We start from the raw sequence: 19,584 nt of genomic DNA, 5'->3' as shown, positions 1-19,584 counted from the left end.
GCTCGGCCCCCGTCGCATCCTGCCATGGCCCCCCGGCCCCCCGGACCGGGGCACCCGCCCCGGCTCCGCCGGGAGTCCGGCGGCTCACGACCGCACCGCCGCGTCCGCCCCCGATCCGGCCGCCGCCCCCGGGGCCGCGGCCGCGCAGGGGCAGTCCGGGTGCGGGCGCAGCGCGGTGCGCTGCCAGTGCAGCCCGGGCAGGGCGGCCTCCCACCGGGCGGCCGTCGAAGCGGGCAGCTGCCCGTCGAGGAAGGCCAGGGCGTGCGCCGCGGCAAGGCCGGCCACCGCCGTGGACAGCCCCAGGTCGCAGGCCCCCGCCCCGCGCCGGCGGTGCGCCGAGCGCCACTGGACCAGCATCCGGGGCCAGGCCGGGTCACCGTCGACGCGGTCGCGCTCCATGCACCCCGCGCAGGCCGTGGACCCGGGCAGCACCAGGGGCCCGACCAGCCCCGTCCCCTCCAGCACCCCCGCGTACAGGTGCGGGGTGCCCGTCGCCACCCAGTCGGCGGCCGTCGCCGGATCGGGTGCCCACGCCTGGAGGCCGTCCCGGGGCGCGAGGACCACCAGTGCCGGCTCCGGCCCCGGGCCCCCGGGATCGCCCGCACCCGGAGCCCGCCCCGGCGCCGCCGCCCGCACCAGCGCCGCCGCCGCCTCGGCCCGCGGCCGGCCCACGCTCCCCGGATCCAGCCCGCCCGGAGCCACGTCGGCGGCCTCCACCCGGCCCCCGTCGAGCACGTCGACCCGCCCCACCCCGGCCCCCGCCAGCACGGCGGCGATCACCGCCCCCACCCGGCCGCTCCCGCGCACCTGGACCCGTAACGCCCTGCGCGCCGCCACCCCCCGCAGGTCACCGCCCGGCTCCCGGTGCACCAGCGAGAGCGAGCCCAGGTCGGGCCCCAGCCGCTCCAGCACCTCCGGCCTCCCGCGCACGGCCTGCGCCCGCGGCCCCCCTGCGGTGAGGTCGTCGAGCAGCCCGGCCCCGGCGAGGTGCCGGACCAGTCCGTCCACCTGCCCCTCGGGCAGCCCCATCCCGGCGCCCTCGGCCCGCAGCAGCTCCATGCCCCGCGTGCCGTCGATCCGGTCGATCAGCGACCCCGTCGCCGTGTCCAGCGGCCCGAGCACCACCGCGTGGGCGGGCGTCACCCCGAACTGGACCGTCTGCAGGTCCCGCCACGCCCGCGCCAGCGCGGGCTTCACCTTCGGATACATCACTGCCACCTCGTGCCGTCCCGAGCCATCCCGACCCGTCCCGACGCATTCCCCGTCTTCGCCACCATGCCCGGCCGCCGGACCGGGCGCGGAGATTCGTCCACAGGCAAGGGGTATTGGTCATATCGGATGAGGAATAGCCGTGTTTGTGACCTTCCGGGGAATCGATCACGTTCCGAACCGCGGACGCGCGGGATTTCCCCCACGGCGACCGGGTACCGTCGAGGCGTGCCAGCCGCCGACCCGCCACAGCGCGCCGTCGAAGTACGCCGGAGCGCGCGCCGCCGCAGGACCGTGTCCGCCTACCGCGAGGGCGAGCGGACCGTCGTCCTGATCCCCGCCCAGATGTCCGAGGCCGAGGAGCGGCGCTGGGTGGGCGTCATGCTCGACAAGCTCGCCGCCCAGGAGGGCAAGCGCACCCTCGGCGACGCGGAACTGATCGCGCGCGCCGAGCGTCTGTCCGAGCAGTACTTCGGCGGCCGCGCGCGTCCGCTCTCGGTCCGCTGGGTCACCAACCAGAACACCCGGTGGGGCTCCTGCACCCCCGCGGAAGGCAGCATCCGGCTGTCCCACCGCATCCAGGGGATGCCGGAGTACGTCGTCGACTACGTGCTGCTCCACGAGCTGGCGCACCTCCTGGTGCCCGGCCACGGCCCCCGTTTCTGGGAGCTGCTGGAGGCCTACCCGAAGACCGAGCGGGCCCGCGGGTTCCTGGAGGGAGTGGCCGCGGCGGAGCGCATGCCCCGGGTCCCGGCCCCCCGCGGGGAGTGACCCCGCGTCACGCGAGGCGGACGCGCGCCGGGCCGCGGCCGGGCCGGAAACGGGTCGGAACCAGGTCGGCACCGGCTTGGCCGGATGTCGTCAGGAGCCGTTAGCCTGAGCGGCACACATCGAGCAGTCGAAGTCGGGATGGGGGACGGTCGGACAGATGGCCAGGGAATTCCAACGCGGCCACAAGGCCAGGATCAGTGACCTGACGGCGGGCACCGATCTGTACGTGGGCGTCCAGATCGCCGGGCCCGGGCTCACCTTCGACATCAGCTGCTTCGGCCTCGACGCCGACGAGCGCCTGTCGGACGACCGTTACTTCGTCTTCTACAACCAGCCGAAGTCGCCCGAGGAGTCCATCCAGCAGCTCGGCCCCCAGGCCGGGGACACCGAGTCCTTCCGGGTGACCCTCGACCACGTGCCCGCCTCCATCCACAAGCTGTCCTTCAGCGCCACCCTCGACGGCGCCGGCCAGATGTCGCAGATCGGCCCCGGCTACATCCGGATCGTGGCCGGCGGCGAGGAAGTCGTCCGGTACTCCTTCAACGGCTCCGAGTTCAGCACCGAACGCGCCCTGATGATCGGCGACTTCTACCGCAAGGACGTCTGGCGCTTCGCCGCCGTCGGCCAGGGCTTCGACGGCGGCCTCGCCGCGCTGCTGGAGCACTTCGGCGGAGAGGTCGCCGAGGACGAGCCGCAGCCCGAGCCCCAGGCCCCGGCCCACCCGCCGGCCCCGGCCCAGCCGCAGGCCGCCGCCCCCGCGTTCGCGCCGCCCCCGCAGGCCGCCGCCCCGGCCCCGTCCTTCGGCGCCCCGGTCCAGCAGCAGCAACCGCCCGCCTCCGCCCCGTACGCCCCGCCGCCGCAGCAGCAGCCCCCGGCCCCGCAGCCCCCGGCGCCCGCCCCCGTGCACTCCGCGCCGACCATGGTCGGCCCGATCGGCACGCCCCCGGCCCCGTACGGCCAGCCGCCCCACCCGCCGCAGCAGCCCGGCCCGCCCTCGTACGGCCGGCAGCCCCAGCAGTCCTACGGCGCCCAGGTCCCGCCGCCGGCCCCCGCCCCCGCGCCCTACGGCCAGCAGCCGCAGCCCTCGTACGGCCAGGTCCCCGGCCAGCCGCCCGCCCCGCAGGCCCCCTACGGCCAGCAGCCCCCGGCCCCCTACGGCCAGGCCCCGCAGGCCGCCGCGCCCGGCGCCGGCCTCGCCCTCGCCCTCCAGCCGTACAAGGAGGCCCCCACCGGCGCCCGCTGGACCCCGCAGAACCAGCAGCTCATGCGGGTCGACCTGTCGATGGGCGGCCAGGCCGTCCTCGCCCGCCAGGGCAGCATGGTCCTCTACCAGGGCAAGGTCGACTTCAGCTACAAGGGCGCGGGCTTCGCCGGCCGCATCGTCGGCAACGCCACCGGCCAGGAGATGCAGCTGATGCGCTGCACCGGCCGCGGGCAGGTCTTCCTCGCCGAGAACGGCGCCCACCTGCACGCCATCGAGCTCCAGGGCGACGGCATCTGCGTCTCCGCCGAGAGCGTCCTCGCCTTCGACGAGTCCCTCCAGCACGAGGTCCGCCGCATCGAAGGCCACGGCATCCCCGGCGGCGCCCTGTTCACCATGCTGTTCCAGGGCAGCGGCACGGTCATCGTCAAGACGCACGGCGTGCCCGTCGTCCTGCCGGTCACCCCCACGACCTTCGCCGACAGCAACGCCATCGTCGCCTGGTCCGCCGCCTCACAGGTGATCATTTCCAGCCAGGTCCGGCTGCGCCGCAACGCCTACCCGGGCCACAGCGGGGAGACCGTGAACCTCCAGTTCCGCGGCGCGCCCGGCAACTTCATCGTCGTCCAGCCGTACGAGGTCTGAGGGAGCCCCACATGAACGCCATGAACGCCATGAACCAGCAGCTCGCGGGCTACGCCCCGACCCCCGTCACGGCCCGCATGGAGAACCACGGCCGCGCCATGCTCAAGGTCGCCATGCAGAGCGGCCAGGACCTCTTCGCCCGCACCGGCTCGATGGTCGCCTACGAGGGCTTCGTCCAGTACGAGCCCAACCCGCCCGCCGTCCGCCAGATGGCCTCCCAGTGGCTGACCGGCGAGGGCGCGCCCCTGATGAAGTGCACCGGCGACGGCCTGCTCTACCTCGCCGACTACGGCGCCGACGTCGTCTGTATCAACCTCGCCAACGACGCCCTCTCCGTCAACGGCACCAACCTCCTCGCCTTCGACGCCCACCTCCAGTGGGGTGTCGAGCGGGTCAAGGGCATGGCGAAGTTCGCCGGCCAGGGCCTGTTCAACGTCCAGGTCGCCGGCACCGGCTGGGTCGCCATCACCTCGCGCGGCACCCCGATCGTGGTCGACTGCGGCCGCGGAGACGACGAGACGTACGTCGACCCGGACGCGCTCGTCGCCTGGTCCCCGAACCTCAAGGTCAAGGGGAAGCGCAGCTTCAAGGCCTCGTCGATGATCGGCCGGGGCAGCGGGGAGGCCTACCAGATGGCCTTCTCCGGCCAGGGCATCGTCGTCGTACAGCCCAGCGAGGACAGCACCGACCGGCTCCGGACCCGGGGCTGAGGGGGAGCGGACATCATGCAGAGCTCACTTTTCGGCCATGCCGAGCAGCAGTCCCAGGACCGCTACGCCATCCAGAACCCCCAGCTCCTGCGGGTCACCCTGAACGGCTCCGACGACGTCCTGGCCCGCAAGGGATCGATGGTCGCCTACCAGGGCATCGTCGACTTCGACGGCGAGTACCAGAGCAGCAACCAGCGGGGCGCCCGCCGCCGCACCGGCGAGGGCCTCGACCTGATGCGCTGCTCCGGCCAGGGCACCGTCTACTTCGCCAACCTCGCGCAGTACGTCCACGTCGTCGACGTGGACCACGACGGCCTCACCGTCGACAGCGGCTACGTCCTCGCCATGGACTCCACCCTGCACACCGAGGTCATCGCCGTCGACAGCCAGTACGGGATCTCCGGCTCCGGCAAGTACCAGCTCAACATCTCCGGCCGCGGCAAGGTCGCCCTCATGACCTCCGGCCAGCCGCTGATGATGCAGGTCACCCCCGACAAGTACGTCAACGCCGACGCCGACGCCATCGTCGCCTGGTCCACCTCGCTGCGCGTTCAGATGCAGGCCCAGACGCACTCCACCGGCGTGTGGCGGCGCCGCGGCAACACCGGCGAGGGGTGGGAGCTCAGCTTCCTCGGCACCGGCTTCGCCCTGGTGCAGCCCAGCGAGGTGCTGCCCCCGCAGAGCGCCCAGCTCGGCCAGGGCCTCGCCGCCCAGTACGGCATGGGCCAGCACGGCGCGCACGCCCAGAACCAGAACAACGCCTGGAACTGACCGGCGCACCGGGAAGGGGCGGACCCGCACGGGCCCGCCCCTTCCCCGTCACCTCACGTGCCCAGCCGCGCCCGGGTGGCCTCCAGCAGCCGCACCACCGAGGTGTCGGCGACCGCCGCCACCTCCGCGTACGGGAACCAGCGCAGGTCCAGCGACTCGTCGCTGATCTCCGCCTCCACACCGGCCGGGGCCAGCACCGCGTACTGCACGTCCAGGTGCCAGTTGCACGGCGCGGGGATCGGATGCCGGTCCAGGCGCACCGGCCCGCCCGCCACCAGCGTCAGACCCGAGCCGATGCCCGACTCCTCCACGGCCTCGCGCATCGCCGCCCCGGCGAGGGTGGCGTCACCGGGCTCGCAGTGCCCGCCCATCTGCAGCCACATGCCGAGCTTCTTGTGCAGGGTCAGCAGCACCCGGCCGCCGGCCGGGTCGATCACCAGCGCGCTGCCCGTGACGTGCCCGGCCGTGCACGGCTTGTACATCCCCTCCGGGTGGGCGGCCAGGTGGTCCAGGTAGACCCCGCGCAGCTCTTCCTGCTGGGCGTCCGGGCCCTCGTACTCCTTCAGGACCCGGACCGCGTCGTCGTACAGGTTCACTTCTTGTCGTCGCCCTCTTCGTCACGCCGCCGGGCGGCCTCGCCGAGCATCTTGTCGATCTCCGAGAAGTCCAGCTGCTCGCGGTGCACGAACCCGTCCGGGTCGTCCAGGTCGGAAGCCGTCGGCAGCATGTCCGGGTGCTCCCACAGCCCGTCGCGGCCGTCCACGCCGCGCGCGTCCGTGAGCGAGGCCCACAGCCGCGAGGCGTCCCGCAGCCGCCGCGGACGCAGCTCCAGCCCGATCAGCGTCGCGAAGGTCTGCTCCGCCGGACCGCCCGAGGCACGCCGCCGGCGCATGGTCTCGCGCATCGCGTCCGCCGAGGTCAGACGGGGCTTCGCCGCCTCGTGCACGACCGCGTCCACCCAGCCCTCGACCAGCGCGAGCGCCGTCTCCAGACGGGCCAGGGCGGCCTTCTGCTCCGGGGTGTCCTGCGGCTGGAACATACCGCCCTGGAGCGCCTCCTGGAGCTGCTCCGGGTTCGACGGGTCGAGCTGGCCGACCACGTCCTCCAGCTTCGACGTGTCCACCTTGATGCCCCGCGCGTAGCCCTCGACCGCGCCGAAAAGGTGCGAGCGCAGCCACGGCACGTGCGCGAAGAGGCGGGCGTGCGCCGCCTCGCGCAGCGCCAGGTACAGCCGCACCTCGTCCGAGGGGACGCTCAGGTCCTTGCCGAAGGCCTCGATGTTCAGCGGCAGCAGCGCCGCCCGCCCGGCCGGGCCCAGCGGCAGCCCGATGTCCGTCGAGCCGACGACCTCGCCCGCGAGCGTGCCCACCGCCTGCCCGATCTGCTGACCGAACATGGCCCCGCCCATGGAACGCATCATCCCGAGCAGCGGGCCCGCCATGGCCTGCATCTCCTCGGGCAGGACGCTGCCCATGGCCGCGCCGACGCGCTCGGCGACCGGGTCCACCAGCTCCTTCCACACCGGGAGGGTCGCCTCGACCCACTCGGCACGGCTCCACGCGACGGCCGCGTTGGCACCCGACGGCAGGGAGGTCACGCCGTCGAGCCACAGGTCGGCCAGGCGCACGGCCTCCTCGACCGCGGACTTCTCCGCGACGCCGACGCTCGCGTCCTTGACCCCGTCCGCGGTGCCCTGCGCGACGGTCTGGCGGGCGATGTCCTTGGCCATGTCCCAGTTCACGGGACCGCCCTCGTAGCTCAGCATCTGCCCGAGCTGCTGGAAGGCGGCACCGAGGTCGTTCGGGTTCATCGAGCCGAACATCGCGGCGAACGGATTCTCCGCACCGCCGGGGAAGCCGCCGGGAAGGCCGCCCGGGCCGAACCCGAAGGGATTGGCGGGACCTCCCTGGCCGCCCTTCTTGCCATTGTCGCCGTCCTCCGGCTCCTCCGGCGGAAGGCCGAATCCGAATGGGGTGTCGCTCACGGGTTTCCTCGGCTCGTAGGGCCGCCGGCGGGTGCCGACGGGCGATGGTCCGACAACACCACCCAGCCTAGACACCACTCCCGCTTCCGGGCTCGGTGCTCCGCCGGGTCCTGGGCTGCGGCAGGATGGACATCACCTGGTGGGTACGCGTCACAGCTCGTCCCCACTGAAGACAACCGCTGGAGACGCCCGGTGAGTTCCCCAGATCCGCAGGCTCGCGCGCCGCACGACGCCGAAAACCGCCCTGAGCACGACGACCGCGCCCCCGGCGTTCGCCAGCCGCGAAACCCGGCCGGCCCGCGCCGGCCGAGCCCCGTGATCGCGGTGACCGGCGCCGCGTCGGGGGTCGGCGCCGCCCTGGTGAGCCGCCTCGTCGAATCCGACGAGGTCAAGCAGGTCGTGGCCATCGACGAGCGGCGCGGGGACTGCGCCGCCGCCCAGTGGCACGTCCTGGACGTCCGGGACCCCGCCATCGCCGAGAAGCTGCGCGGCGCGGACGTCGTCGTCCACCTCGCGCTCGACCTCGACCTGGAGACGGACCCGGCCGCCCGCACCGCCTACAACGTGCGCGGCACCCAGACCGTGCTCACGGCCGCCGCCGCGGCCGGCGTGCACCGGGTCGTGCTGTGCACCTCGGCGATGGTCTACGGGGCCCTGCCGGACAACGACATCCCGCTCTCGGAGGACTCCGAGCTGCGCGCCACCGCCGAGGCCACCGGCGTCGGCGACCTGCTGGAGATCGAGCGCCTGGGCCGCCGCGCCCCCCGTGCCCACCCCGGCCTGAACGTGACCGTCGTCCGCCCCGCCATCCTGGTCGGCGGCACGGACACCGCCCTCACCCGGTACTTCGAGTCCCCGCGCCTGCTCGTCGTCGCCGGATCCCGGCCCACCTGGCAGTTCTGCCACGTCGAGGACCTGGTCAGCGCCCTGGAGTACGCCGCCCTGGAGAAGGCCGAGGGCGAGCTCGCCGTCGGCTGCGAGGGCTGGCTGGAGCAGGAGGAGGTCGAGGAGCTCAGCGGCATCCGCCGCATGGAGCTGCCCTCCGCCGTCGCGCTCGGCGCCGCGGCCCGGCTCCACCGGATCGGCCTGACCCCGTCCCCGGCCGGGGACCTCGCGTACACCATGCACCCGTGGGTGGTCAGCGTCAGCGGGCTGCACGCGGCCGGCTGGCGGCCCCGCTGGACCAACGAGGAGGTGCTGGCCGAGCTGCTCCAGGAGGTCGCGGGCCGGCACACCGTCGCCGGGCGCCGCCTCGGCCGCAAGGACGCCGCCACGGCCGCCGGCGCCGCCGGCGCCACGGTCGCCCTGCTCGGCGCGGCCGCCGCCGTACGCCGCGCCCGCCGCCGCCGCGGGCTCTGACCTGCGGGACACGGCCCCGGACCGGCCCGGTCCGGGGCGGCGCCGGTCTCCTGTAGGAGGATCCCAACCGACGCGCCGCGCCCCGGGCGAAACGGCTATTCCACCGGGTCGGCGGCTAGGGCACGATGGGGAACATGGCACCGCACTTCGACCACCCCGGCGAGCAGGCCGCCCAGGACCCCATCCGGCTGCTCGAGATCCGTGAGACCCCGCTCTCCATCGACGAGGTCTTCAAGGCCGTCGGCGACGACGCCACCGGAGGCACCACCCTCTTCGTCGGGACGGTGCGCAACCACGACGGCGGAGCGGACGTCGACTCGCTCGGCTACTCCTGCCACCCGACGGCGGAGGCCGAGATGCGCCGCGTCGCGGACCGCGTCGTGGCGAAGTACCCGGTCCGCGCGCTGGCCGCCGTACACCGCGTCGGCGACCTCGCCGTGGGCGACCTGGCCGTGATCGTCGCCGTCTCCTGCCCGCACCGCGGCGAGGCCTTCGAGGCCTGCCGGATGCTGATCGACGACCTCAAGCACGAGGTCCCGATCTGGAAGCACCAGACCTTCTCCGACGGCACCGAGGAGTGGGTCGGCGCCTGCTGAGGCCGGTGGGCGGGGGCCGGGCGCGGGGTCCTCACGGGCGGGCGGTAGCCTCACCCCCGTTCGGCCGCGCAACACGCCCTCGATTTGCGTAACCCCCCTCCGGGCACGAGCGTTGAAGCCACCAACGACACGCACTTTCGGGGCAGGGAGGCACGTTCATGGCATCACTGGTGTGGCTGCTGATTCCGCTGTTCGCCGCGATCGGAGCGGCGATATGGGGCAGCTGGGCGGCCCGCGACCGCACCCAGGGCGACATATCCGAACTGGCCGGCTACGCCAGGTTCCGCGAGGCCATGGACCGGGCCGACCGGGCGAGGACGAACGAAAAGGCGCACTCCGGTTCCGACGCCGTCTGACGCGTCCCGGACCCCGCCCTCCCCGTCCCCCCGCGGGCCCCCTCGGGACCGTGCCCGACCGGCTCCGACCGGGCTCCGACCAGGCCCCGGCTGAGAATCCGCTGAGAGTTCCGCCCGCGGGCCCCGTACGGACCGGCCCCACGGGCCGCCCGGCCGGGCCGTCCCGTACTGTCGATCCATGCCACGCCGCACCGCGACGATGCTCGCTTCCTTCCTCGTGCTGTTCGCGCTGCTCTGCGCGGGCGTCTTCATCAAGGTCCCGTACTCCGAGATGAGCCCGGGCCCGACCGTGAACACGCTGGGCGACTCGCGCGGCGAGCCGGTGCTGAGCATCTCGGGGCACCAGACGTACCCCACCAGCGGCCACCTCAACATGACCACCGTCCGCGTCACCGGCGCCGACTACGACATGAACCTGCTGGAAGCGGTCTACGGCTGGGTGGCCGGCGACAACATCGTCGTCCCGCACGAGAACCTCTACCCGAACGGCAAGACGGACAAGGAATCGACCCAGGAGAACGCCGAGGAGTTCAGCCAGTCGCAGGAGAGCGCCAAGGTGGCCGCCCTCAAGCAGCTCGGCATCCCGGTCACCGCCCGCGTCGTCGTCTCCACCGTCGTCAAGGGCAGCCCCTCCGAGGGCCGGCTGCACGCCGGGGACGTGGTCAAGGCGGTGGACGGCACCCCCGTCACCGTGCCCGGGGACGTCGCCAAGCTCGTGACCAAGCACAAGCCCGGCGAGCCCGTCGAGTTCACCATCGTGCCCGCCGCCGAGGCGGCCGAGGCCGAGAAGGCGAACCGCGAGCCCACCGGCAGCGCGAAGGTCACCGTCACCGCGGGCAAGGCGGAGGGCGACGGCCACGCCATCGTCGGCATCCGGGCCGGGACCGACCACACCTTCCCGTTCCCGATCGACATCAAGCTCGCCGACGTCGGCGGCCCGAGCGCCGGCCTGATGTTCGCCCTCGGCATCGTCGACAAGCTCACCCCCGAGAACCTCACGGGCGGCAAGTTCATCGCGGGCACCGGCACCATCGACGACGAGGGCAAGGTCGGCCCCATCGGCGGCATCCAGATGAAGACCATCGGCGCCCGCAACGCCGGGGCCGAGTACTTCCTGACCCCGGCCGAGAACTGCGCCTCGGCGGCCCGGCACACCCCCGAGGGCCTGACCCTCGTGAAGGTCTCCACCATCGGGGACGCCACCAAGGCCCTGGAGAAGATCGGCAAGGGGGACACGGCCGGACTGCCGAAGTGCACCGCGTCCTGACCGCGCCCCACCCGCGGCGGAACTAGGCCAGGGTCGCCGCCAGCGCGTCGGCCAGGCCCGGCACCAGGCCCGCGCCGGTCAGCACCTCGGTGGAGGAGTCCTTGTCCCGCAGCCGCACGGCCGACTCGCGCGAGCCGTCGCGCAGGACGCCCACCGTGAGGCGCACCTCCTGCCGCTCGGGGTGGGCGGCGACCCACTTGGTCAGCTGCTTGTCGTTCAGCCCGACCGGCACGGAGGCCTCCGCGGACGGCGGCAGCATCAGCCGCTCCACCGTCAGGGCGCAGCCGACGACCGCGTCGGGCCAGGCGATGGTGCCCAGGAACTTGTCCAGCGGGGTCCCGGCCGGCACCTCGTCCTGCTCGATCGGGGTGAGCTGGCTCTTGCCGGCGTCGTCCTGGTCCAGGCCGAGCTGCCCGGCGAGCCGGGGCTCCTGCCGGCGCAGGCGGGCCGTGTCGACCAGGGCGAAGAGGCGGGCCGGCTTGTCCCAGCCGAGGGTGGAGGCGTACTCGTCGATCTCGAGGACGGCGCGGGTCAGCGGACTGGCCGCCATGGGGGTGCCGGGGGAGGGCGAAAGGTTGGACATGGACAACATCCTGCCTCCTTTCCCCCCGATACCGGGAACTGACTAAAGCCTCAGTAAGTTGCATGAGTGGGCCCTACGATCGTGGGCCCAGGACCAGACACAGCGACTTTCGAGGTGCGCACCTTGGCTTTCCAGATGCCGGACCGCGGCGGAGGCCCCTCCGGGCCACGGATGAGAGTCGGCCGCCCCTCCCGGCGCGCCCGGACTCTTCTGACGACACTGGGCGTCCTTGCCGTCCTGGCCATGGCGTTCATCATGTTCGCCGGGTTCTGGACGGACTGGCTCTGGTTCCGCTCCGTCAAGTACTCCTCCGTCTTCACCACCACCCTGTGGACCAAGATCGGCCTCTTCGCCGTCTTCGGCCTGCTGATGGCCGGTGCGGTCGGGCTGAACATCTGGCTGGCGTACCGGCTGCGGCCGCCGCTCAGCGCGATGTCGATGGAGCAGCAGAGCCTCGACCGCTACCGGATGAGCGTCGCCCCGTACAAGAAGTGGCTGCTCCTGGCCATCGCGGCGATCGTCGGTCTGATCGCGGGCGCCTCGGCGGCCGGCCAGTGGAAGACCTGGCTGATGTACGTGAACGGGGTGCCCTTCGGCACGAAGGACCCCCAGTTCCACCTGGACGTGTCGTTCTACACCTTCGACCTGCCCTGGTACCGCTTCCTCCTCGGCTTCGGCTTCGCGGCCGTCGTGCTCTCCGTGATCGCCGCCGTCGTCGTGCACTACCTGTACGGCGGCCTGCGCGTGACCAGCCCGGGTGCCCGGGCCACCGCCGCGGCGACCGGCCACCTGTCGGTGCTGCTCGGCCTGTTCGTCACCCTGAAGGCCGTCGCGTACTGGCTGGACCGCTACGGCCTCGCCGTGAAGTCCAGCGACTTCAAGGCCGCCGACAACTGGACCGGCCTGCGCTACGTCGACGCCAACGCCTACCTGCCGGCGAAGACGATCCTCGTCGCCATCGCGGCGATCTGCGCGGTGCTGTTCTTCGCCACCCTGTGGCGGCGCACCTGGCAGCTGCCGGTCATCGGCTTCGGCCTGATGGTCCTCTCGGCGATCCTGATCGGCGGGCTGTACCCGGCGATCGTCCAGAAGTTCCAGGTCCAGCCGAACGAGCAGGCCAAGGAATCGCCGTACGTCGAGAAGAACATCAAGGCCACGCGCGACGCCTACGGCATCGACGGGGCCGACGTGAAGGACTACCCGGGCGTCCCGCAGACCGATGACCGCACCAAGCTGCGGTCGGTGGCCGACACCACGGCCAGCCTGCGCCTGCTCGACCCGAACATCGTCTCGCCCGCCTTCCAGCAGCTCCAGCAGGTCAAGGGCTACTACGGCTTCCCGTCCACGCTGGCGGTCGACCGGTACGCCGGCCAGGACACGGTCATCGGGCTGCGCGAGCTGAACATCGGCGGCATCCCGAAGAACAACTGGATCAACGACCACTTCAAGTACACCCACGGCTACGGGGTGGTCGCGGCCAAGGGCACCACCGTCAAGGACGGCGCCCCGGACTTCACGCAGTCGGACCTGCCCTCCAAGGGCATGTTCGGCACGGACTTCGAGCAGCGCGTCTACTACGGCGAGCAGACGAAGCAGTACTCGATCGTCGGCGGTCCGCAGAAGGAGCTCGACTACTCGGACGACAAGGGCGAGAAGGAGACCAGCTACAAGGGCAACTCCGGGGTCAACCTGGACAACCCGGTCAACCGCGCCGCGTACGCGCTCGCCTTCAGCGAGCCGCAGATCCTCTACTCCGGCGCCATCGGCGACGGCTCGCGGATCCTGTACAACCGCACCCCCAAGGACCGCGTCGAGGCCGTCGCGCCCTGGCTGACCATCGACGGGGCCCCGTACCCGGCCGTCGTCGACGGCCGGATCAAGTGGATCGTCGACGCCTACACGACGACCAACGGCTACCCGTACGCCTCCCGCACCACGCTGGGACAGAGCACCGCGGACTCGCTGACCAACAGCCAGCGCGCGGTGGTCGCCCAGGAGAACCAGGTCAACTACATCCGCAACTCGGTGAAGGCCACCGTCGACGCGTACGACGGCACGGTCGACCTGTACCAGTGGGACACCAAGGACCCGGTCCTGAAGACCTGGATGAAGGCGTTCCCGGGCACGGTGAAGCCCAAGAGCGAGATCTCCAAGCCGCTCATGGACCACATGCGCTACCCGCAGGACCTCTTCAAGGTCCAGCGCGAGCTGCTGACCCGGTACCACGTCACGGACCCGCAGACCTTCCTCAGCGGCAGTGAGGCCTGGGCCGTCCCGGACGACCCGACGACCAAGGCCGGCACGGCGGTCCCGCCGTACTACCTGTCGATGAAGATGCCGGGCCAGACGGAGAAGGACCAGGTCTTCTCGCTCACGACGACCTTCACGCCGAACGAGCGGCCCAACCTGAGCGCCTTCATGGCGGTGAACGCCGACCCCGGGACCCCGGACTACGGCAAGATCCGCATCCTGAAGATGCCGACGAGCAAGCCCCCGGACGGCCCCGGCCAGGTCCAGAGCAAGTTCCAGTCGGAGCCGAAGATCGCCGAGTCGATCCGGCTGCTGCGCGGCGGCGACTCGGAGATCGAGTACGGCAACCTGCTCGCGGTCCCGATGGACGGCGGAATGCTCTACGTGGAGCCGGTGTACGTGCGCAGCTCCGGGCTGAAGTACCCGCTGCTGCGCAAGGTGCTGGTGACCTACGGCGGCCAGACGGCTTTCGAGGACACCCTGGAGAAGGCGCTGAACGTGGTCTTCGGAGCCGAGGCCCCGACCACGCCGGTGCCGCCGACCACGCCGACGAACCCGACCACGCCGACGAACCCGAACACCCCGCCGACCGCGCAGGACCCGACGGTCAAGGCGGCCCTCGCCGACGCCCAGAAGGCGGTCGAGGAGGCCGACAAGGCGATGAAGGCGGGCGACTGGGCCGCGTACGGCAAGGCGCAGAACGACCTCCAGGCGGCGCTGAAGCGGGCGATCGACGCGGAGGCGAAGCTGACGGCGCCCAAGCCGGGCGGCTAGGCGGCGCGGAAACCGCGTAATGGTTCCGTCCCGCGTCGTGATACTGTGGTTTCACCGACGCGGGGTGGAGCAGCTCGGTAGCTCGCTGGGCTCATAACCCAGAGGTCGCAGGTTCAAATCCTGTCCCCGCTACTGAAGACGAAGGCCCGGATCCAATGGGATCCGGGCCTTCGTCATGTCCGGAGCACCGAAAAGGTGCTGGGGGGAGACACGGGGTCACTGGGGCGGGTGAGTTGGGGGGCGAGCGTGTTTGACTTGTCTCTCTGTGGGCATGTCGACAAAACGCTGTAGTGACCTCACTGGCTGCGACATACCAGGTGTACGCGGGTAGCAGGTGATGCGACGATGGGATTTATGGGGGACAGGTCAACTCTGCTGGAGACAGGGCGGTTTGTGAGGGCGGAGGCCGAGTCGGGCGTGGGAACGGGCGAGGCCGCTCCGACTGTTAACGCGCAGACCGCACTGACCGATGCGGATTTCTTGGACAAGCACAGCGCGGCAGAAGCCTTCGGGGACGCCGAGGGCGCCACCGACGCCGAGCTGGAGGCCCGCCACCGTGTGGCCGCCGACAAGGGCGACCCCGGCGCCATGAGCGTGCTCGGCGCGCTGCTGCTGCGCCGTGGCGACCTGGCGGGGGCCGAGCCCTACCTGCGCGGCGCCACCGGCGCCGGCGACCGTGCCGCCGCCAACAACCTCGGGGTCCTGCTCCTCCAGCGCGGCTACCCCGACGAGGCCGCCGGCTGGTGGCGGGTCGCCGCCGTCGCCGGATCCGCCCCCGCAGCGCACGCCCTGGGCCGCCACTACCGCGAGCGCGGGGACGAGCCCGCCGCCGAGTACTGGCTGCGCCAGGCGGCCGAGTCCGGGCACGCCCTGGGCGCGTACGGGCTGGCCGACCTGCTGGAACACCGCGGGGACAAGGGCGTCGAGCGCTGGTTCCGGGCCGCCGCCGAGCAGGGGCACCGCGAGGCCGCGTACCGGCTCGCCCGCCACCTGCGCAAGGGCGACCCCGCCGAGGCCGAGCAGTGGTACCGCCAGGCCGCCGCGCGCGGACACCGCCGCGCCGGCCTGCACCTGGGCGCCCTGCTGGAGGCGCGCGGCGAGCTGAAGGAGGCCGGCCGCTGGTACCTGAGCTCCGCCAAGCAGGGGGAGGCCCGGGCCGCCTGCGCCCTCGGCTTCCTGCTGCGCGACGCCGGTGACGAGGACAGCGCGGCCGCCTGGTGGCACCGCGCGGCCCAGGACGGCGACGGCAACGCGGCCAACGCCCTCGGCGCGCTGCACGCCGCCCGTGGCGAGACCCAGACGGCCGAGAAGTGGTACCGGGTCGCCATGGACGCCGGCGACCACAACGGCGCCTACAACCTCGCCCTGCTCTGCGCCGCCCAGGAGCGGACCGCGCAGGCCGAGCAGTGGTACCGCCGCGCCGCGTACGCCGGCCACCGCGAGGCCGCCAACGCGCTGGCGATCATGCTGCTCCAGGCCGGGGACGCGGCCGGCGCCGAGCCCTGGTTCTCCAAGGCGGCGGAGGCCGGCAGCGTCGACGCCGCCTTCAACCTCGGGATCCTCTTCGCCAGCCGGGACGAGGACCGCTCCGCCCTGAAGTGGTACGAGCGGGCCGCCGCCGCCGGCCACACCGACGCGGCGCTCCAGGTCGGGATCGCCCTCGTGCGCGACGGCGAGGAGCGCGCCGCCGAGCGGCACCTGCGCTGCGCGGCGGGCGGCGGCAGCGCGGAGGCGGCCTTCCGGCTGGCCGCCCTGCTGGAGTCGCTGGCCCCTCCGCCGGAGCCGGTGGCCCTGGGCGAGCCCGTCGGCGGGGCCGCCCGCAGCGAGAGCGAGGAGTGGTACGCCCGCGCTGCCGAGCAGGGCCACCGCCGGGCCCAGGTGCGGGTCGGGATGCTCGCCGCCGCCCGGGGCGACCTCGCGGTGGCCGCCCGGTGGTACCGGGAGGCGGCCGAGGCCGGCTCGCGCAACGGCGCCTTCAACCTCGGGCTGCTGCTGGCCCGCGAGGGCAACGAACCCGAGGCGGCCCTGTGGTGGACCCGCGCGGCGGTGGCCGGGCACGGCAGGGCCGCGCTCCGGCTCGGGCTCCTCGCCGCCCGGCACGGGGATCTCGCCGAGGGGCAGAAGTGGTGCGTCCGGGCCATGGAGCTGGGCCCGGCCGAGGTGGCCGAGCGCGCCGCCCGGCTGCGCGACGCCCTGGCGGAGGAACTGTCGGCGTAGGACGGCCGCCCGCCGGGGCGCCCGACAACTGATTTGCATCTGCCGGGTGTGCTCCCGTAGAGTCGTGTTCACCGACGCGGGGTGGAGCAGCTCGGTAGCTCGCTGGGCTCATAACCCAGAGGTCGCAGGTTCAAATCCTGTCCCCGCTACTGAAGGCCCGAGGCCCGGATCCCATGGATCCGGGCCTCGAGTCGTTTTCCGGGTCGTTCATGAACGCGAAGTACGGGAACGACGCGCGGGAACGCGCAGAAGGCCGGGAGCCCGGGGCTCCCGGCCTTCTGCCGTGAAGTGTCAGGCGCCCGCGCAGGTCGGGCACACCCCGCGGTACGTCACCTCGACCGCCGAGACCACGAAGCCGAAGCGCTCGCCGTCGGGCAGGTCGGCCAGCGGGTCGCCCGCCGGGTGGACGTCCCGGATGGCGCCGCACTGGGCGCAGACCAGGTGGTGGTGGGGGCGGTGGGCGTTCGGGTCGTACCGCTTGGCCCGCCGGTCCGTCGAGACCTCGAGGACCTCGCCGATCGACACGAGCTCGCCCAGGGTGTTGTAGACCGTCGCGCGCGAGATCTCGGGCAGTTTGGTCACAGCGCGTGCGTGCACCTCGTCTGCCGTCAGGTGAACGTGGTCACCGTCGAGCACCTCGGCCACGACGCGGCGCTGGGCGGTCATGCGCCAGCCGCGTCCGCGGAGTCGTTCCAGCAGGTCACTCATACAGGCCAGCCTAACAGTGGGGAATCAGTTCAGATCCCGAACTCGTGTGGACTTGGACATCAGCTTGACTTAGACAAAGTCCATCGTAGGATCGAGTACGACAAACGCCGAGGACAGGACAGGCGCGAATGACGCAGGAGGCGCACGTGACGCAGGGACCGCTCACCACGGAGGCCGGGGCTCCGGTCGCCGACAACCAGAACAGCGAGACGGCCGGTGTCGGCGGTCCGGTCCTGGTCCAGGACCAGCTCCTGCTGGAGAAGCTCGCCCACTTCAACCGCGAGCGCATCCCGGAGCGCGTGGTGCACGCCCGCGGCGCAGGCGCCTACGGCACCTTCACCGTGACGGCGGACGTCACGCGCTACACGCGTGCGAAGTTCCTCTCCGAGGTCGGCAAGCAGACCGAAACGTTCCTGCGCTTCTCCACCGTCGCGGACAGCCTCGGCGGCGCCGACGCGCGCCGTGACCCGCGCGGCTGGGCGCTGAAGTTCTACACCGAAGAGGGCAACTACGACCTCGTCGGCAACAACACCCCGGTCTTCTTCATCCGGGACGCCATCAAGTTCCCCGACTTCATCCACACCCAGAAGCGCGACCCGTACACGGGCTCCCAGGAGGCGGACAACGTCTGGGACTTCTGGGGCCTGTCGCCCGAGTCCACCCACCAGGTGACCTGGCTGTTCGGCGACCGCGGCATACCGGCGTCCTACCGCCACATGAACGGCTACGGCTCGCACACGTTCCAGTGGAACAACGAGGCCGGCGAGGTCTTCTGGGTCAAGTACCACTTCAAGACCGACCAGGGCATCAAGAACCTCACCCAGGCCGAGGCCAACCGGCTGGCCGGCGAGGACCCGGACTCCCACCAGCGCGACCTGCGCGAGTCCATCGAGCGCGGCGACTTCCCGACCTGGACCGTGCAGGTCCAGATCATGCCCGCGGCCGAGGCGGCGCACTACCGCTTCAACCCGTTCGACCTCACCAAGGTGTGGCCGCACGAGGACTACCCGCCGATCGAGATCGGCAAGCTGGAGCTCAACCGCAACCCGGAGAACGTCTTCGCCGAGGTCGAGCAGTCCATCTTCTCCCCGGCGCACTTCGTCCCCGGCATCGGTCCGTCCCCGGACAAGATGCTCCAGGGCCGCCTCTTCGCGTACGGCGACGCCCACCGCTACCGCGTCGGCATCAACGCCGACCACCTCCCGGTGAACCGCCCGCACGCCACCGAGGCGCGCACCAACTCCCGTGACGGCTCCCTGTACGACGGCCGCCACAAGGGCTCCAAGAACTACGAGCCCAACAGCTTCGGCGGCCCCGCCCAGACCGGCCGCCCGCTGTGGGAGCCCACCCCCGTCACCGGCGGCACCGGCAACCACGCCACCCCCTCGCACTCCGAGGACGACGACTTCGTCCAGGCGGGCGACCTCTACCGGCTCTTCTCGGAGGACGAGAAGTCCCGTCTGATCGAGAACCTGTCGGGCTTCATCGCCAAGGTCTCCCGCGACGAGATCGTCGAGCGCGCCGTCGACAACTTCCGCCGCGCGGACGCCGACTTCGGCAAGCGGCTCGAAGCCGCGGTCCAGGCCCTCCGCGGCTGACGCGGGCCGCCCGCCGTGGCGGGACAGCGGGCCGGAACCCCTCGTGGGGTTCCGGCCCGCTGCCGTTCCCGTACCGGGGCCGGCTACGCGGGCACGGCCCGGCGGGCCGGTACCCAGCAGCGGATGACGTCGCGGACGGAGACGATGCCGACCGGGCCGCCCTCCTCCAGCACGATCAGGTGCCGGAAACCGCCGTGGACCATGGCCTCCGCGGCCTCCTGCACGGTCGCGTCGGGGGTGCAGAAGACGACGTTGTTCGTGGTGTGGGCGCCCACGGACTCCCGGTCGGGGTCGTGGCCGGCGCCGATCGAGTTCAGGATGTCGCGCTCGGTCAGGATGCCGATGCCGCTGTGGTCGGGGTCGAGGACGACGGCCGCGCCGACGCGCCGGCCGGACATCAGGCAGGCCGCCTGACGGAGGGAGTGCGCGGGTCCGAGGGTGAGGATCACGGTGCTCATGGCGTCGCGGACGAGCATGGGGAGAGCCACCTCCTGGGGTGAGCCCCCGCCTGGGTGGGGTGCGGCGCGCGAAGGTCCTCCACTTAGAGAAGACGTTCACAAGCGCACAAGCGGGGGGATGCTCAGA

The 19,584-nt window shown here is 72.4% G+C and carries 17 protein-coding genes and 2 tRNA genes; 13 read left to right on the top strand and 6 right to left on the bottom strand.

The features are described 5' to 3' along the window. Window positions 1-84: 84 nt before the first annotated feature. Window positions 85-1,209 (bottom strand): ThiF family adenylyltransferase, encoded by a 1,125-nt coding sequence (locus ABD973_RS10245; protein ID WP_345499903.1) that lies wholly within the window; start codon window positions 1,207-1,209, stop codon window positions 85-87. 228 nt (window positions 1,210-1,437) lie between these two features. Here ABD973_RS10245 and ABD973_RS10240 point away from each other — a divergent pair, with 228 nt between their 5' ends. The 4 genes from ABD973_RS10240 (at window position 1,438) to ABD973_RS10225 (ending at window position 5,307) form a co-directional block, all read left to right on the top strand. Further along, on the top strand, window positions 1,438-1,980 hold the full coding sequence (locus tag ABD973_RS10240) for a M48 metallopeptidase family protein (RefSeq protein ID WP_345499901.1): 543 nt from the start codon (window positions 1,438-1,440) through the stop codon (window positions 1,978-1,980). Window positions 1,981-2,137: 157 nt separating this feature from the next. Continuing rightward, on the top strand, window positions 2,138-3,826 hold the full coding sequence (locus tag ABD973_RS10235; protein WP_345499899.1) for a TerD family protein: 1,689 nt from the start codon (window positions 2,138-2,140) through the stop codon (window positions 3,824-3,826). A gap of 29 nt (window positions 3,827-3,855) precedes the next feature. Then, entirely contained in the window at window positions 3,856-4,536 is a 681-nt protein-coding gene (locus ABD973_RS10230; RefSeq protein ID WP_125824162.1) for an AIM24 family protein, read from the top strand. Window positions 4,537-4,551: 15 nt separating this feature from the next. Then, on the top strand, window positions 4,552-5,307 hold the full coding sequence (locus tag ABD973_RS10225) for an AIM24 family protein (RefSeq protein ID WP_125594305.1): 756 nt from the start codon (window positions 4,552-4,554) through the stop codon (window positions 5,305-5,307). 53 nt (window positions 5,308-5,360) lie between these two features. Here the strand turns inward: ABD973_RS10225 and ABD973_RS10220 are convergent, their stop codons facing one another. After that, window positions 5,361-5,903: an NUDIX hydrolase gene (locus ABD973_RS10220; protein WP_345499897.1), complete on the bottom strand. Its 543-nt coding sequence runs from the start codon at window positions 5,901-5,903 to the stop codon at window positions 5,361-5,363. Then, entirely contained in the window at window positions 5,900-7,291 is a 1,392-nt protein-coding gene (locus ABD973_RS10215; RefSeq protein WP_125822443.1) for a zinc-dependent metalloprotease, read from the bottom strand. Before ABD973_RS10215 ends, ABD973_RS10220 begins: the two co-directional genes overlap by 4 nt. Window positions 7,292-7,483: 192 nt before the next feature. Between ABD973_RS10215 and ABD973_RS10210 the strand changes: the two genes are divergently transcribed. From ABD973_RS10210 to ABD973_RS10195, 4 genes are all read left to right on the top strand, one after another. Continuing rightward, entirely contained in the window at window positions 7,484-8,650 is a 1,167-nt protein-coding gene (locus ABD973_RS10210; protein ID WP_125594302.1) for an SDR family oxidoreductase, read from the top strand. 134 nt (window positions 8,651-8,784) lie between these two features. Further along, window positions 8,785-9,246: a molybdenum cofactor biosynthesis protein MoaE gene (locus ABD973_RS10205; RefSeq protein WP_125594301.1), complete on the top strand. Its 462-nt coding sequence runs from the start codon at window positions 8,785-8,787 to the stop codon at window positions 9,244-9,246. Between the two features lie 158 nt (window positions 9,247-9,404). Further along, entirely contained in the window at window positions 9,405-9,602 is a 198-nt protein-coding gene (locus ABD973_RS10200) for a hypothetical protein (RefSeq protein ID WP_125818082.1), read from the top strand. Window positions 9,603-9,780: 178 nt separating this feature from the next. Next, window positions 9,781-10,869 (top strand): YlbL family protein, encoded by a 1,089-nt coding sequence (locus ABD973_RS10195; protein ID WP_125822444.1) that lies wholly within the window; start codon window positions 9,781-9,783, stop codon window positions 10,867-10,869. Window positions 10,870-10,891: 22 nt separating this feature from the next. Here ABD973_RS10195 and ABD973_RS10190 read toward each other — a convergent pair whose 3' ends face one another. Then, window positions 10,892-11,461, bottom strand: coding sequence for a PPA1309 family protein (locus tag ABD973_RS10190; protein WP_125594298.1), 570 nt, complete (start codon window positions 11,459-11,461; stop codon window positions 10,892-10,894). 126 nt (window positions 11,462-11,587) lie between these two features. Here ABD973_RS10190 and ABD973_RS10185 point away from each other — a divergent pair, with 126 nt between their 5' ends. From ABD973_RS10185 to ABD973_RS10170, 4 genes are all read left to right on the top strand, one after another. After that, complete coding sequence (locus tag ABD973_RS10185; protein ID WP_241253596.1) at window positions 11,588-14,476, top strand: UPF0182 family membrane protein; 2,889 nt, start codon at window positions 11,588-11,590, stop codon at window positions 14,474-14,476. Window positions 14,477-14,534: 58 nt separating this feature from the next. Then, window positions 14,535-14,608 (top strand) — tRNA-Met (locus ABD973_RS10180). 213 nt (window positions 14,609-14,821) lie between these two features. Continuing rightward, entirely contained in the window at window positions 14,822-16,693 is a 1,872-nt protein-coding gene (locus ABD973_RS10175) for a tetratricopeptide repeat protein (protein ID WP_345499893.1), read from the top strand. Between the two features lie 75 nt (window positions 16,694-16,768). Next, window positions 16,769-16,842 (top strand) — tRNA-Met (locus tag ABD973_RS10170). Between the two features lie 142 nt (window positions 16,843-16,984). Here the strand turns inward: ABD973_RS10170 and ABD973_RS10165 are convergent. Next, entirely contained in the window at window positions 16,985-17,401 is a 417-nt protein-coding gene (locus tag ABD973_RS10165; RefSeq protein WP_125822446.1) for a Fur family transcriptional regulator, read from the bottom strand. A 128-nt stretch (window positions 17,402-17,529) separates the two neighbouring features. On the opposite strand from ABD973_RS10165, the gene ABD973_RS10160 reads away from it, so the two are divergent. Next, window positions 17,530-18,999 carry a catalase gene (locus tag ABD973_RS10160; RefSeq protein WP_125822447.1) on the top strand — a complete coding sequence of 490 codons (1,470 nt, stop codon included), beginning with the start codon at window positions 17,530-17,532 and terminating at the stop codon, window positions 18,997-18,999. A gap of 83 nt (window positions 19,000-19,082) precedes the next feature. Here ABD973_RS10160 and ABD973_RS10155 read toward each other — a convergent pair whose 3' ends face one another. Continuing rightward, on the bottom strand, window positions 19,083-19,475 hold the full coding sequence (locus ABD973_RS10155) for a CBS domain-containing protein (protein ID WP_125594294.1): 393 nt from the start codon (window positions 19,473-19,475) through the stop codon (window positions 19,083-19,085). Window positions 19,476-19,584 lie beyond the last annotated feature (109 nt).

The sequence above is a fragment of the Streptomyces racemochromogenes genome (genome assembly GCF_039535215.1).
GTDB lineage: Bacteria > Actinomycetota > Actinomycetes > Streptomycetales > Streptomycetaceae > Streptomyces > Streptomyces racemochromogenes.
This window is presented reverse-complemented; position numbering and strand designations above follow the sequence as displayed.